The sequence below is a fragment of the Pseudoalteromonas galatheae genome, assembly GCF_005886105.2.
Classification (GTDB): domain Bacteria; phylum Pseudomonadota; class Gammaproteobacteria; order Enterobacterales; family Alteromonadaceae; genus Pseudoalteromonas; species Pseudoalteromonas galatheae.
The window spans coordinates 1,901,928-1,916,641 of the sequence record NZ_PNCO02000001.1 but is presented as its reverse complement, the minus strand read 5'-3'; the positions used below and the strand labels follow the sequence as shown (position 1 = coordinate 1,916,641).

The window sequence follows — 14,714 nt, the reverse complement described above, 5'->3', positions numbered from 1 at the left end:
GCCGCAGCTAGCGGCCTTTTTTATGTCCATTTTATATTGAAAAAATGGTCCCCTTTATGAGCTAAATGAGGAGAACGACTTGGCATTTTTTTTTGAATATGGGTTATTTCTAGCCAAGACAGTAACCATTATCTTTGGTATCGCAGTAGTCATTATTTTGATGGTGGGAGCAAGCTCAAAACCAAAATCGAAAAAGGGCGAAATTGAAGTTACCGATTTAAGCGACAGTCTGGCGCAGTCCAAAGAACAGTTTTTAGAACAAACCTTAGATAAAAAGGCGTTAAAGGCACGAAATAAAGCACAGTCTAAGGAGCAAAAAAGCAAAGGTAAAAACAAGGAAGACACCAAGAATGTATTCTATATCGAATTCAACGGCAGTATGGATGCTCATGAAGTCTCAGATCTACGCGAAGAGATAAATGCCATTCTTATGATCGCTGACAAGGCCACGGATCAAGTCATTGTCTCAGTTGAAAGTGGCGGTGGTGTCGTACACGGTTATGGACTTGGTGCATCGCAACTTTCGCGCATCAAGCAAGCGGGTATTCCACTGACGGTCTGTGTGGACAAGGTTGCTGCAAGTGGCGGATATATGATGGCCTGTGTCGCAGATAAGATTATTGCAGCACCATTTGCAATTATTGGTTCAATCGGCGTAATTGCGCAGATCCCCAACTTTAATCGTTTATTAAAAAAGAATAACGTTGATTTTGAAATGGTAACCGCTGGTGAGTATAAGCGTACACTCACCCTGTTTGGTGAGAATACGGATAAAGGAAGAGAAAAGTTTAAGGAGGAGATTGAAGAAACGCATGGTCTGTTCAAACACTTTGTCTCTGATAATCGCACCGAGCTTGATATTGAGAAAGTAGCGACTGGAGAACATTGGTTTGGTACACAAGCCTTAGAGCTTAAACTAGTCGATGAAATCTCAACCAGTGACGATTTACTCATGTCCCTAAATGAAAGTCACCAACTTTATAAGGTGGCTTATAAGACTAAAAAAGGCGTTGCTGAGAAGTTTGGTTTGCAACTGGGCAATGCTGTTGAGCGTTTTAGCATCAAAGCATTGTCTAAACTGAACCTATCAAAGTACTCCGCGTAATTTTTACTCCTGCGCTGGTGGGTGGTAGCTGGTTATCATCTATCAGCGCAGAAATACATCGACGAACAAAACATTGAGTTACGTGGTACGTAGTTTGCCATATTGCTGCTAGATTCGATAAAACCTTCATCAATAGTATCTGGCTCATTTACTTACTACAATTACAATCAAGTTTACTGGCAAGGCCAACAGCGAAGCTCTCATATTGTCATTGAACTGGTTTATCGAGTTTTATCAGACGCTCCATTACAACACATGCAGTTAGGTCTCCAGTAACATTAAGTACGGTTCGACACATATCTAATATCCTATCTACACCTAAGATAAGCGCAATACCTGCAGCGGGGATCCCAAAACTAGTTAACACTGAAGCCAAAATTACAATACCGACACCAGGGGTACTTGGGGAGCCAATGGATGCACCAACAGTGGTGAGTATCAGTAACATGATTTGACTATCGGTGAGGGTAATGCCAAAAACTTGAGTTAAAAATAGTGCTGCAATCACTTGATATAGCGCTGTGCCGTCCATGTTGATAGTGGCACCTAGAGGAATAATAAACTGGACAATGGGTTTTTTTACGGATAGCGACTGCTCAGCTGTGCGCATTGAGAGGGGCATTACTGCAGCTGAGCTAGAGGTTGAAAAGGCTAATAATTGTGCGCTTTTAATTGCCGATAAAAAGCGCCAAGGACTGATCTTTCCAGCGCTGCTGGCTAAAAACAGGTAGACAAACATAAGCAGTAATAACCCTAGCAACACAGTCGCAACGTAAGCTGAGACACCTAGCAGGGCATCAACACCAATTCGAATAGTAATGTCACAAAGTAATCCAAATACCGCAAACGGAGCCAGCAGCATAGCCCAATTAACAATCTGTAAAGATAGCGTTTGTGCTGTTGTGGTGAGCTCAAGAAGCAGGGATTTTTGCTTTTGACTAAGTGTGGTGATAGCAATACCAATAAAAATGGCATACATCACAATAGCAAACATATCTTTATCTAGAGTAGATTGAGTAATATTTGACGGAATAATTGCCACCATGCGCTCAGGAATGCTTTTTAATTCAACTGTAGCTGTAACAGTTGTGGTATGTTGGCTATTGAGGTTATCAAGCAGCTGACTATCCACGTATTTCCCAGGCTCAACGTAGGAAGCAACGACCAAACCAATGATAACAGCAATAAAGGTGGTCATGACGAAATAGGGGAAGATCCTAAGTCCAACTTGCTTCAAAAATGCGGTGTCCTTGTTACCTGCAATGCCAAGAATGATAGATGAAAGTACCAGAGGGATCACAACCATCTGGATCAAAGCTAAAAATAGATTGCCGGGTAGTGCAACCCATTGTGCTATTTGTAGTGATAGCTCAGCACTAACCAGCCCGACCCCTTTGGGGGATAGTAAAATACCCACGGTAATACCCAGTACCAAAGCCACAACAATTTGTAGCCATAGCATTTTCTTTTGTAAAAAATAACTAATGGAGTAGGTGGTTTTCATTCCTTTTCCTTGAAGCGGGGTGATTTGCACATCAGTGAGTAATTAGTAATAGCATATCAGGATAGATGCACAGATATGTTGATTGGTATCAAGTATAAAATTAGGTTAAACAGCCTATATTAACACCTCAATGATCTCTGATTCGGTAAAACGTGATTTTTTCATAGTTAGTGTCCTGCTTTAATGATTGCAGAAAACTACAATTATGCGTGTCATCATTTTATGATTAAGAATTCTTACGGTGTTATTTGCAGCATTTACTACCGAAGGGGTTTATGCATATTCGGCATTATGGTTTTTTAACCAGTGCATGTCGCAAGCGAAAGTTAGCGCTGATAAGGTCGCAGGCGTCATGCACATACAGAGCAAAGCGGCCAAAGACAGAAAGCGTGACACTGATACCGTATTGGCCTTGTCAGCATTGTAAGGCAGGTACCTTGCGGCTAATTGGCGTATTCAAGTTAGATGCAACAACGGCCAAAGTAGAGCGAACGAGTTAGCAGCTCGATAGCTGATTAAAATCAATTAGTTAACCTATCTAATTGCTCAGGCTAGCGGCCTCTGAATGCGTAAAAAATATAATTGCTTATTAAGCCAAATTTAGGTGTAATGAAGACATAATAAGCGCTGAGCGATGCAGGGAAAGCTTACCAAACACTAGCTAAACTGATTCACTAGCTAGGAAAGTGAGAGTCTCCAAAAGCCTATTTTTTCTAAGTAAGCTATAGCATAAACAACACCAACTCTGTCACACCGAGCAGGTAGCAGCTCAGTCCAACAAGCGATTATGCAACACAAACTGCGTGTCGCATAAATACTAAAGTGTTAGGGCTCTAGAAGTTTCAATCAACTATGAAGTATCTAAATATACTAGTTTTATTATTTTTTATATCAGCATGTTCAGAAAAACCTGCTGATATGAACAACCAATTAAAATACGAAAAAGATGGGCTTTCATTTTCTTACCCTGCAAATTGGGAGGTCACTGAAGACTTTGTGAGCGAAGATGTTAGGTTTGTTTTTGTTGAGTCTCCTGGAGACGCAATCATTAAAATTGAAGTATATCCTACAGAGCAGTCATTCGAACTTAAAGAGTTCGTTGAGCTGGATGTTGAAGCTCTCATTAAAGAAATCCCCAGTATATTGGAGCTAGATAGTGATAATGAAATAAAAGAAGTTAAGACATCTATAAATGGAACTGAGTTTCATGGATTGAAATATGAATTTAATATCTCGGTTGTTAATATTGATGTACCTCATGTGTCAGAGTCTTACTCTTTTCCTTCGCATGAAAAAGTTGCATATTTGACTAATCAGGTGGCTAAAGAAGACCTTGGAAAAGTTAATGGTGGTTTCAAACAGGTTTTAGCTACCTTTAAAATAGAGCCCTAACAAAGTGAATCATTGATGAAGTGAATCATTGATGACATATATGGACGCTCTGCTGCTGTCAAGTAATACTCATCCAACAAGGTTGTTTTAACAGCCTTGTTGCTTCTTTTATTTATCTCTCATTTACTATTTGTATGTATTGATAAACAGTCACTTTGAGTCACCCTAAATAAGGTGCTGCTCTGACATATATTCGGGCTTAACTGACTTTCAGCGCCCCTAATGAGTTTCGAACCTAGCCACCCAAAAAGTAGAATACACCCACGCGGCATTGAATGCCTTGCCTATAACGGGTTTAACTAGGTAGGTTTGACCTTTTGTTCATCGTTATGTTTACAGCAATGAGAATATGGCTATCAAGGGCTCATAAACACCCACTCGGGCTCGAGGCCCTTGTCACGACCGGGCTCCTTAATAGCCATAATTTGAGTCATGATTGCGCCTCACTTTGTGTATATTGGGCTTTATAAGGTTCATTTCTTTGTAGCAATATCCACATTAAGCGAGCCAATCGGTGGGCCGTGGCCACCACCGCTTTATTTTTACCGCGACGTTCTACCAATGCGTTGATCCATTTGTTTAAATCATCCTGCTTTTTGTGCGCATGATTGACCACTGTACGGGCACCATGAATGAGTTGTTTTCTTAGATAACGATCACCTCGTTTGGTGATCCCTCCCATCTTCTTGGTTTCACCCGAAGCATATTGACGTGGTGTGATCCCAAGCCACACAGCCAACTCCTTTTTATTAGAAAATGCTTGCCCTTTATCTATTGTGGCACTCAATGCCGATGCGTTGATAATCCCAATTCCGGGGATGGATTGGATAATTTGAGCAGCTTGGCTCTGTTCATTAAACTGCTTAAATTGTGCCTCTACATTTTTAATATTGGCGTCTAACTTTTGCATTTCTTCATAAACGTCTCTGAGGAGTAGATTTAAAGCTCCATGTAAATTACGGTTGAGCAGATCAGCAATGGTTGCACGAAAAGACTTTAAGCTCTTCTTGATGACGATGCCAAATTCAAGTAACAAACCACATGTTTGGTTGATGCAGGCAGTTCGATTATGTATGAGCCGTTCCCGATAACGATGTAGTGCTAGGATTGCTTGTTGATGCTCTGTTTTTACAGGAACAAAGCGAATGTTAGGTCGAAGGCTCGCTTCATAAATCGCCATACAATCATTTTTATCGTTTTTATTGCCACGGACAAAAGGGGTAACATGTTGCGCAGGGATAAGCTGAACTTGGTGCCCAGCTTGTAAGCAGCAGCGCCCCCAATAATGAGACGTTGAGCATGATTCCATAACAACATTACAAGCAGGTAATTGGGTCAATGTTTGCAAGAGCTTTGCTCTATCTAACCTTCTGGAAAAACATTTATTACCTTGCTTATCAAACGATAAAAGTTGGAATACATTTTTTGCTAGATCAATTGAAAGCGTGCTAACGTTATTCATGATGGACTCTCCTAATAACTGTGTTTGCAACTATCAGTTTGGCGCATTGACGCCGATTTGGGAGCGTCCATCTCATCACCCATCATTGTTTTTCCATCGTTGGGTTTGGTGTTTACGGTGGTAAGCTTAGGTTTCGTGGTTGCGTTGCTCACACCTTAATGCGGCGTTAAGCCGCAGAAGAGACGTGGCTACAAAGGTATTTGAGATGAGCACGATAAAAGATTACTTGTTCGAGATGCAAGAGAAATATATTGACGATTGGATAAGGGAAAGATTGAGTGATGATTCGCTTGGTGAAGATTCGGAAGAATACCAAGAATTAGCAGAGGAATACTCTAACTACCAAGAACATTTGCGGGAAGAAGCTGAGTGGCAGGCAGAGCTGAAATGGCTAAAAGAAAACGGTTCATCCGATATACATCAATCGTTTATCAATGAGCTCGATGCATTGAAAGTTATGGCGGATAGTAACTTCAACAATCGTCAAAATATAGCTTTTGTACTTCATACAAACATAGTGGTTAAAATGTCTTATGCATATGCCGTCACTTTACTTGAGACGTTTTTGGGCGACACCTTAAAGTCGCTTGTATCGCAAGATGAACAGTGCTTAAAAAATACTCTTCGCAAATTTAAAATATTAAAAAGCGTAAAACTAACAGATTTAGCTGATACTGATCTAGATGTAAGGTCTTTAGTATTAAAGTATGTTGGTGATGTTTTGTATCACAACATCCCAAACGTCGTGGAAATGTACGAGCAAGTCTTAAATCGTAAACTAGATATAGATATTAGCAATGTAGTTAAAATAACAAAGTTAAGACACGATATTGTTCACAGGAATGGCAAAACTATCGATGGCAGTACAATTAGTCTAAGTGCTCAAGACTTCACCCATGCCATTGATGAAATCAAAGAATTTTCTGGTGCATTGCAAAAGGCGATCAACGAAACTCAAACGGCATAACAAACTGTTTAAGAGTGATTCGCAACGCGTGGCATTTTTACTATGCGTTGCGTTTAGTGTTTAAGGTGATATGCGGCGGCTTCGGTATTGCGTTGTTCACACCTTAACAGGGCGTTGGTAGGACTCCCACTGTCAAGTTAAACACACTGATCCTTGCCTAACTTTAAGCCATAATTTCTTAACTCGAATTAGAGAGAGTTAATGCATAGGATGAAGCAAGTAATTTCGTCGGTTTTCTTGCTGGTATTCGTTGGTTACTCATTTTCATGAGCAGAGCAGACCTTACTTAACTCGACGTGGCACCTGTTTTCAGTCTATGTTCGTGGTTCAATGCTGCGTTAGCTGCATTGCCATCCTAACGCCGTCGGTGGTTGTGCCACACCCGATGCTTGACCCAATACATTAACTCTAATTCGTTCATTTTAAGCTGGTACTCTGGATAATCTTAATTTGGGATTTACCGGTGAGAGCACAACCTGTTTTGCGATTGCCCAGATATAAGCAATCATTTCACGGGCAATGGCGGTGACAACGAGGTTGTAATGCTTGCCTTTATTTATAAGCTTTTTATAACGTTTACAGAGCCTTAATTGTGCTTTCCATGCAATATCAATAAGTTGCTTTGGTAAGCCTTCTTGTCGTTTTTGTAACTCAGTCGATATGTTGGCTGCATGACGGTAACTGTGAGCACCTTCGACTAATAAGCGCCTTGCACGACCATTGCCACATTTAGTAATTGCGCCAATATGCCTTTTACCACCACTCGAGTGTTCACTCGGAACGAGCCCAAGATAACTCATGAGTTTTCGCGGATGGTCGAAGCGGGTTAAATCACCAAGCTCAGAGACAATACCAGCGGCCACGAGTAAGCGAACGCCGCGCATAGCTTGGATTGCTTTAACTACAGGGTAGTAACGCCATTGATAAACATGATGAGAGAGCTCATTGTCGAGTCGCTCCAATCGTGCAGTTCGCTCGTTTATGGTTTGAATAAACTCTTGTAAAACGATTTGTTGTGCAGGATGTGGCAATACCAGCTCTGTGAGCCAACGTAAGTGTTTGAGAGACCAGTTTGCTGTGCCAGCATAATTAATGTTGTTGCGAAGAAACATTGCTTTTAGTTGGTACTTTGCATCTTTTAAATCTTTCATCGCAACTTCTCGAGCATGAGATAAATCACGAATAGCTTCATCTTCCGGCTCAGGTACATAAATAGGGGTTAAGTCTTCAGACTTAAGTAATTTAGCTAGTTTAAGTGCATCACGTTTGTCAGTTTTTATACGCTCGCCAGGTTTTTTTAGGAATAAGCGATGGGGCAACTACGTAACAGCAATGTCCAAGAGAAGTAATTAAGCGGTAAATCCAGTAACCACAGGGACCAGCTTCATAAACGAAATGGAGCGTAGTGTTAGGGTATTTAGATTCAAATTGCCTGATAAACTTTTTAATAGTGACTTTAGCTGAAGAAATACGACCGAAATGAATGGGTTGTGCGCCTCGACTGTCTTCAATATAGGCAACTTCAATGAACTCTTTATGAGTATCTAAGCCAATGAAAAGTATGTTATGTTTAGTCATGCTAGCCTCTGCTATTTAGTTATTTGACAAACTAATTATGGCTCTGGCTTTAAGCTAACCCACGAAAATGCGGAGGCTAGCACCGTGTGGGAGTCATTATGTCTATATGCACTGTGAAATATGAGAATGGCGAAAATAAGCCAAAATAAGCGACACCCATCACTATTGATATTCAAGCTGGGGAAGTAAAAAAGCATGTAAACACTCCAATAATTTTGGTCAAAAACGTTTAGTTATAGACCAATTTTTAGCGCCCAAGCGTATCTCTACATCAAAACCGAGTTATCGCGCATGGCAAAGCGCTGTAAATACAACAGTTATTGATTTTCGAATTGATAGTGTTCGTTTTACTAAGCCAGCAAGCGCTCGCAGTTTGTTAGGTTTGTCCGTCGTCGTTTTTGCAGTGTTTCACAGTAAGCGGTTATTGTTCGCTCTCGACCAACTGCACCGTGGAATACCCGTGAAAATTGCGTAGTGAGTTTTATCCAGTTCTCCGGTTCGATATTTAGTCGAGTGAGTATGGGTTGTGACTCAAAAATATAGCCTCGCTTGTCGGCGCGAATATATTGGCCTGTGAGTTCAACCAATTCGATATAAGACTTGAGCTCAAAAGGCAGGCCTTTAGGCATGTGTTTTCGTGGGCTGCCAGCAAAGCGTAATAGGCTTTTTGGTTGTTTACCCAGTTTTGCATGGTCGATGCGTTTTTTGATGCTGGTGTAGTCTGAGGTTTCAGGCGTTGTGGCAATTTTGGCTCGAATTGGGTTTAGGTCTACGTAAGCGAGGCAGGCAGCCAGTGCAGCTTCATCCAGCAATGCTTGGGATTTAAATCGTCCTTCCCAAAACCTGCCCGTACAATTATCTTCTTTATTTGCTCGGCGGGCGATGTCTTCGTTAAGTACTCGCATAAACCAACTAATATCCGCTAGTCTTCCCCTGTACTTATCAACCAGCTCATCTAGCATCAATTGCTCCGACTCATTGAGTGGCTCACCTTCAGTAAATTTACGGCTTATCCAATTACCTTTAAACAACTTGCACCACCGTATCACAACTGCTTTATCCGACAGACGCTTAGCCTTTTTATCATCAACATATAAAACAATGTGAGTGTGATTACTCATCACCGCATAAGCACAGACATCAATACAAAACACATCCCCCAACATCAAGAGCTTTTCTTCAACCCAATCACGGCGGTGTTCATATGATTTTCCCGTAAATTTATCTTCACCGCACAGAAACGCGCGTCTTACGCAGCGGGAGATACAGTGATAATATTTGGTGTCGGTTAAACTGATTTGCTTTTTACGGGCAGTTGCCATAGTTTGTTTTCCTCAATCCTTTGAGTGCAGAATTAAAGCTTAGGCGGTATATTTAGAGGATGCAAATTAGTGGTGGGTGTCAGCGATTTGGTTACTAATGGGGTTTAGGTCTACGTAAGCGAGGCAGGCAGCCAGTGCAGCTTCATCCAATAGTGCTTGGGATTTGAATCGTCCTTCCCAAAACCGGCCCGTACAATTATCTTCTTTATTTGCTCGGCGGGCGATGTCTTCGTTAAGTACCCGCATAAACCAACTAATATCAGCGAGTCTTTCTCTGTACTTATCAACCAGCTCATCTAGTATCAATTGCTCCGACTCACTCAGTGGCTCATCTTCAATAAACTTTTGGCTTATCCAATTGCCTTTAAATAACTTGTGCCATCGCATCACAATCGCTTTATCCGACAGGCGCTTAGCCTTTTTATCATCAACATATAAAACAATGTGGGTGTGATTACTCATCACGGCATAAGCACAGACATCAATACAAAACACGGAGCCCAGCATCAAGAGCTTTTCTTCAACCCAATCCCGGCGGTGCTCGTATGATTTTCCAGAAAATTTATCTTCACCGCACAGAAACGCGCGCCTTACACAACGGGAGATACAGTGATAATATTTGGTGTCGGTTAAACTGATTTGCTTTTTACGGGCAGTAGCCATAGTTTGTTTTCCTCAATCCTTTGAGTGCAGAATTAGAGCTTAGGCGGTATATTTAGAGGATGCAAATTAGTGGTGGGTGTCAGCGATTTGGTTAATGAAAAGTATGTTATGTTTGTTCATTCATGTTAGCCTATACTGTTTAGTTATTGGACAAGCCAAGTATGGTACTGGCTTTAAGCTAACTCACGAAGAAGCGGAGGCTAGCATCGTATAGGATTCATTATGTCTAGGCATAGCAGGAAGGAAAAAACCGTGAATAAATTTATATTAGTGTTATTTTGTTTTCTTTTTTCATTTTCTAGTAGTGCAAATGATAATTTCACATCAGAGCAACTAATTGAGAAAGCAAAAGTATTTGTAGCGGCAAAAAACGCGCGTCAACAACCTAATACAACAATTAAAGAGATAGAAAACTATATCTCATTGCTTTCTGATGACTTTATCGATGAACACGTCAAATTTAAATTTACTTATAAAGATAAATCTAAACTCCGAGAGGATATGATTAATAAACTAAAAGATAAAGTCATCCATAGTTCGATAGAAATAAATGAGATAATGGTTGGTGCTAATGTCGTCTTTGTAAAAATGACCGAATCAGGTAAAGTAAAACCTGTTCATTTAGATAAAACTATTGAGTATAGTAAAACTAATATTGTATCACTTGAGTTTAATCAAGCGGGCTTAGTTACGCACATCCGTCGACACCACGGGTAATCTATAACCATACAAACGCTTTCACAAATTAGAGGTGGGTGTCAGCGATTTGAGCCGATTTGTCATGAGATGATTTGAGATGAGCGATTTGGCTCTAAACAATCCACCGATATCTATAATCAACGAAGGCTACACTCGGCCCAAAAATAAAAAACGCCCGATGAAATTCATCGAGCGCTTTAATCTCAAAAAGTGTCAACCTACATGCTAGGGCGGGTTAACTAAACTAACCGTGTGCTAGCCGAACAGTTCATCTTCTAGTGTTTTACCGTTAACTAACGACTTGTAACGCCAACCCTGTTCACGGCAAAGTCGGAGCACATCAATATCAACCTGTTGGCCGCTACGATACTCAATAAGCAGGGCGCCACTGGCATTTACTGTCACCTCTTCAACACCTTGTAAGGTTTTCAAAAGCGCTATATGACTACTGGTGCCAGACTCTTTAAGTTTTACAGTCAGCGTGGCAAGCTCTGCTTCTTGAATACGGTCAACAGCGGTTAATTTACCATGCTGCAAATGTAATACCTGATCGCATAAATCATCGAGTTCTACTAAATCGTGTGAACTCAAAATAAAGGTCGTTTCAGATTGAAGCCTTTTCACGAGATTTCTGATCTCACGAGCATTCACGGGATCTAATCCAGCCGTGGCTTCGTCAAGCAGTACAATTTCAGGTTGTGAAAGTAGCGTTTGGGCAATACAGATACGTTTTCGCATGCCATGAGATAACTCATGAGGCTTGGCGTGATAGCAGTCTTTGAGGTCGACAAGCTCAAGCACTCTGTGTGTTTCACTTTCGGCCGCTTTCGCATCTAAACCTTGAAGCTGTCCATATAAACGTAGCTGATTACTGACAGAAAACCTTGGGTCGAGCTGAGCATCCTGTGGAAGTGCGGCAAGGCGACCAAAAAGTGCAGCGCTGCCAGGCTTGTGGCCTAAAATTTGAACACTGCCAGCATCGGCATTTAGATACCCGCAAAGCGTGCTAAAAAGAGTGGTTTTACCCGCACCATTTGGGCCGACAAGCGCAATGGGTGAACCCGCGTTTAGGATAAAAGAGACATTGTCTAGTGCGCGCTTTCGTCCATATTCTTTCACTAAATTATTAACTTCAATAATGCAACTCATAGCGCACGCCTTCTTAATAGTTCACAGCTAATTGCAATCAATACGAAGCTATGCAGCACCGGTGTGGCAAAGCGAGTGAGGTTGATATTCTGTGCGATGGTTTCTGAGCCTTGGAACCCAGGAAATAGATAAAAAAGGTATTCTGCGTAAGGGCTGTACTCAAGTGCAAAAGCGACCAAAGTGGCGAGTGTTAAGTAGGTCAAAATCGCGTAAATCATGCTCATTTTGCTTGAGTTAGCAAAGTGATTAGCTACAGACATCAGGGCAATAAATGGTGCAGTAATAAGCGTTAGCTCTAAAACAATTAATGTCGCTCGGGTAAGCCCTATGAGCCATAAGCTTGGGTCGCGCACCACCATCAATATCCAAGCGCCGAGAGCAGAAATGGCTATGAGCAACAATGTATTGAATACCTGCCCAACAAAGCGGCCAACAACAATTTCAGCCCGAGATGTGCGCAGGGTTAGAAATCTCAATGTACCGCGAGTTCTATCTTCTACGGTTTGATCTGCACTTGAAAAGATCACAAAAAGAGGAAACAAGAAGATTGACCAAACTAAGTACAATGCAAGTTCCATTTCGGGCCACTGGGCAATACGATGCATACCAACGGCGCCGGAAAAACTCTGGATCATATTTTTGAAGTTGGGGTCGCTGACAATGGATACCGCTTCTGCAATGGCGTAGCGCAAAATGGCATACCAAACCAAAACAAATGCGGCGATGGCTATCCATCCGCGCTTCGTTGCAAACAAGCGTTGCAATTCAAAGATGGCTATTAAGCCAATTCTTTTTATATTCATAAGGATCCTTGCAAGTGACAACACAGACTTTCACTACTAGAGCGGTAGGCTGACTTTGATTTGAGCGTATATGATTGGCGCTAAAAAAGGAAGTTACTGAACTGTAACAAAATTAAACCAATAAAAACGGGCACGATTAAGTGTGCCCGTTTCTTAGTCTGTATTTGCTAGCAATTACCAGCCGCAATTACGGCCTTTATTTTGCTCATCTAGGTATTTTTGCAATGGTGCAAAGTAGTCAAGTACTGCTGTTGCATCCATTTCATCTTTACCTGTTAGCGTTTTAAGTGCTTGTTGCCAAGGTTTGCTGCTACCCATTTCAAGCATCGCATTTAAACGCTCACCAGCCGCTTTCGAGTTGTAAACAGAACAGCGGTGAATGGCTTCTTTGCTGCCAGCAATTTCACAAAGTGATTTGTGGAACTGGAACTGTAAAATATGCGCTAAGAAGTAACGAGTGTAAGGTACATTACCTGGTACGTGGTATTTTGCACCTGGATCAAAGTCACTTTCGGTACGTGAAACTGGTGCTTTAACACCTTGATACTTCTCTCTTAATTCCCACCACGCTTGGTTGTACTCTGCTGGGGAAATCTCACCAGAGAATACTTTCCAGCGCCATTGGTCGACGAGTAGACCAAATGGAATGAATGCAACTTTATCGAGTGCCATCTTCATCAATAGCCCGATATCTTTTGACTCATCCGGTACGTTATCCAACAAGCCAATTTGCTTTAAGTAGCCAGGTGTTACAGATAGCGCGATAGTGTCGCCGATAGCTTCGTGGAAGCCATCGTTGGCGCTTTCTTGGTAATATACAGGCTGCTGATTGTAAGCGCGTTGATAGAAATTATGGCCTAGTTCGTGGTGGATAACAGAGAACTCTTCACCTGTACGTTGGATACACATTTTGATGCGTAGGTCGTCTTTGGCATCTAAGTTCCAAGCTGATGCATGACATTGTACGTCGCGGTCTTGTGGTTTAATAAATAAAGAACGTTCGTAGAAAGTTTCAGGTAATGGGGCAAAACCCATAGAGGTGAAGAACTTTTCTGCACCTTTTACCATTTTGATTTCGTCGTAATTGTGTTTAGCCAGTAGCGCCGTTACATCATAACCCGGATCTGCGTTTTCTGGCGCGACTAGGTCATAGATATTGCCCCAGCTCTGTGCCCACATATTGCCAAGCAAGTGTGCAGGAATTGGTTGGTCTTGAGGCACTTTATCTTCGCCATATTTCTCACCAAGCTTGGCTCTTACATGACAGTGCAAGGAATCGTATAGCGGCTTTACTTGGTTCCAAGTACGGTCAAGTTCTTTTGCAAAGTCATCCGCTGGCATGTCGTACTTACTACGCCACATGGCACCTGTGTCTGCGTAGCCTAGCTCATTAGCGCCTTCGTTGGTAAGCACCACTTGCTTCTCATAGAGTGGACGCATCGGCTTCGACACTTCACGCCAACCTTGCCAGATGTCTAAAAGCTCTTCATAGTCGCGACTATTCGCCATCTTAGCAGTCATGTCGCCAAGGCTTAGGCAAGCGCCATCATCTTTACAGTATTTGCCTTTTCCGTACATACCATCAAGCTCTGCAGTGAGCTTTGCAAGTTCCGCTGTTTTGTCAGCATCTTTTGGTGCAGGTAGTGTTAGGTTTAGCTTCAATTTGTCAAGTTTGCGGCGGGTATCTTTGCTTAGCGCTAAGCCATCAAATTGTGCTGCTTGGTTTGCAAGTTCTACAAGCGCAGCGGTGTATTCCTCATTCACATCCGCAGCAAGTGAAGCGGTATCATGAGTAATAAAATTCGCGTAAATCCAAGCTGAGCGGCTCGAGCGGAAGTTAAGGTCAACCAGCTGTTCTGACGCCTTATCTAAAAATGCAACTGCATCGGCTTCTGATAACGCTTTATTTGTAGTTTCAGTGGATTTGCAGGCAGAGAGTGCAAAAGTACTGGCAACGATGAGTGCGCCAACACTTAACTTAAATCTTGGTTTCATAGGGTTCACTTGTTGTTTTAATTAATACACGAGCCGACTTAACACTAGACGGCATTTCAGTATCTATAGCCAGCT

General features: G+C 41.8%; 10 protein-coding genes and 3 pseudogenes. 5 read left to right on the top strand and 8 right to left on the bottom strand.

The genetic code is table 11. The annotated features are described in order from the left end of the window. The first annotated feature begins 79 nt into the window (after window positions 1–79). Window positions 80–1,105 (top strand): protease SohB, encoded by a 1,026-nt coding sequence (gene sohB / locus CWC29_RS08370; RefSeq protein WP_128726399.1) that lies wholly within the window; start codon window positions 80–82, stop codon window positions 1,103–1,105. Window positions 1,106–1,313: 208 nt separating this feature from the next. Here sohB and CWC29_RS08365 read toward each other — a convergent pair whose 3' ends face one another. Next, on the bottom strand, window positions 1,314–2,609 hold the full coding sequence (locus CWC29_RS08365; protein ID WP_138523941.1) for a dicarboxylate/amino acid:cation symporter: 1,296 nt from the start codon (window positions 2,607–2,609) through the stop codon (window positions 1,314–1,316). A 230-nt stretch (window positions 2,610–2,839) separates the two neighbouring features. On the opposite strand from CWC29_RS08365, the pseudogene CWC29_RS08360 reads away from it, so the two are divergent. Beyond that, a pseudogene (locus CWC29_RS08360) lies at window positions 2,840–3,109 on the top strand (transposase); the annotation flags it as partial. A 352-nt stretch (window positions 3,110–3,461) separates the two neighbouring features. Continuing rightward, window positions 3,462–4,001, top strand: coding sequence for a hypothetical protein (locus CWC29_RS08355; RefSeq protein ID WP_138523945.1), 540 nt, complete (start codon window positions 3,462–3,464; stop codon window positions 3,999–4,001). A 430-nt stretch (window positions 4,002–4,431) separates the two neighbouring features. Here CWC29_RS08355 and CWC29_RS08350 read toward each other — a convergent pair whose 3' ends face one another. Beyond that, a complete protein-coding gene (locus tag CWC29_RS08350; protein WP_138524990.1) occupies window positions 4,432–5,463 on the bottom strand; it encodes an IS110 family RNA-guided transposase in 1,032 nt (343 codons plus the stop codon). A 205-nt stretch (window positions 5,464–5,668) separates the two neighbouring features. Between CWC29_RS08350 and CWC29_RS08345 the strand changes: the two genes are divergently transcribed. Next, complete coding sequence (locus tag CWC29_RS08345) at window positions 5,669–6,430, top strand: hypothetical protein (protein WP_138525040.1); 762 nt, start codon at window positions 5,669–5,671, stop codon at window positions 6,428–6,430. Between the two features lie 422 nt (window positions 6,431–6,852). On the opposite strand, the pseudogene CWC29_RS08335 reads toward CWC29_RS08345, so the two are convergent. From CWC29_RS08335 to CWC29_RS08325, 3 genes and pseudogenes are all read right to left on the bottom strand, one after another. Then, window positions 6,853–8,008, bottom strand: a pseudogene (locus tag CWC29_RS08335) (IS110 family RNA-guided transposase). Window positions 8,009–8,358: 350 nt separating this feature from the next. After that, window positions 8,359–9,330 carry a transposase gene (locus CWC29_RS08330; protein ID WP_138523112.1) on the bottom strand — a complete coding sequence of 324 codons (972 nt, stop codon included), beginning with the start codon at window positions 9,328–9,330 and terminating at the stop codon, window positions 8,359–8,361. A 75-nt stretch (window positions 9,331–9,405) separates the two neighbouring features. Then, window positions 9,406–9,993, bottom strand: a pseudogene (locus CWC29_RS08325) (transposase); the annotation flags it as partial. Window positions 9,994–10,245: 252 nt separating this feature from the next. Here CWC29_RS08325 and CWC29_RS08320 point away from each other — a divergent pair. Then, window positions 10,246–10,710, top strand: a complete 465-nt coding sequence (locus CWC29_RS08320; RefSeq protein ID WP_138523110.1) for a nuclear transport factor 2 family protein — start codon at window positions 10,246–10,248, stop codon at window positions 10,708–10,710. Window positions 10,711–10,947: 237 nt separating this feature from the next. Here the strand turns inward: CWC29_RS08320 and CWC29_RS08315 are convergent, their stop codons facing one another. The 3 genes from CWC29_RS08315 to CWC29_RS08305 all read right to left on the bottom strand — a co-directional run bounded on the left by CWC29_RS08315 (window position 10,948) and on the right by CWC29_RS08305 (window position 14,639). Beyond that, complete coding sequence (locus tag CWC29_RS08315; RefSeq protein WP_138523108.1) at window positions 10,948–11,841, bottom strand: ABC transporter ATP-binding protein; 894 nt, start codon at window positions 11,839–11,841, stop codon at window positions 10,948–10,950. Then, the gene (locus CWC29_RS08310; protein ID WP_138523106.1) at window positions 11,838–12,644 is read right to left on the bottom strand and encodes an ABC transporter permease subunit; all 807 of its coding nucleotides are present in this window, start codon (window positions 12,642–12,644) and stop codon (window positions 11,838–11,840) included. The genes CWC29_RS08315 and CWC29_RS08310 overlap by 4 nt, the downstream gene beginning before the upstream one ends. 174 nt (window positions 12,645–12,818) lie before the next feature. After that, a complete protein-coding gene (locus tag CWC29_RS08305) occupies window positions 12,819–14,639 on the bottom strand; it encodes a M2 family metallopeptidase (RefSeq protein ID WP_138523104.1) in 1,821 nt (606 codons plus the stop codon). Window positions 14,640–14,714 lie beyond the last annotated feature (75 nt).

Bases quoted from the DNA above. Each gene is read 5' to 3' on its own strand.
- CWC29_RS08365 (WP_138523941.1), bottom strand. From the start codon at position 2,609: ATGAAAACCACCTACTCCATTAGTTATTTTTTACAAAAGAAAATGCTA.
- CWC29_RS08355 (WP_138523945.1), top strand. From the start codon at position 3,462: ATGAAGTATCTAAATATACTAGTTTTATTATTTTTTATATCAGCATGT.
- CWC29_RS08350 (WP_138524990.1), bottom strand. From the start codon at position 5,463: ATGAATAACGTTAGCACGCTTTCAATTGATCTAGCAAAAAATGTATTC.
- CWC29_RS08345 (WP_138525040.1), top strand. From the start codon at position 5,669: ATGAGCACGATAAAAGATTACTTGTTCGAGATGCAAGAGAAATATATT.
- CWC29_RS08330 (WP_138523112.1), bottom strand. From the start codon at position 9,330: ATGGCAACTGCCCGTAAAAAGCAAATCAGTTTAACCGACACCAAATAT.
- CWC29_RS08315 (WP_138523108.1), bottom strand. From the start codon at position 11,841: ATGAGTTGCATTATTGAAGTTAATAATTTAGTGAAAGAATATGGACGA.
- CWC29_RS08310 (WP_138523106.1), bottom strand. From the start codon at position 12,644: ATGAATATAAAAAGAATTGGCTTAATAGCCATCTTTGAATTGCAACGC.
- CWC29_RS08305 (WP_138523104.1), bottom strand. From the start codon at position 14,639: ATGAAACCAAGATTTAAGTTAAGTGTTGGCGCACTCATCGTTGCCAGT.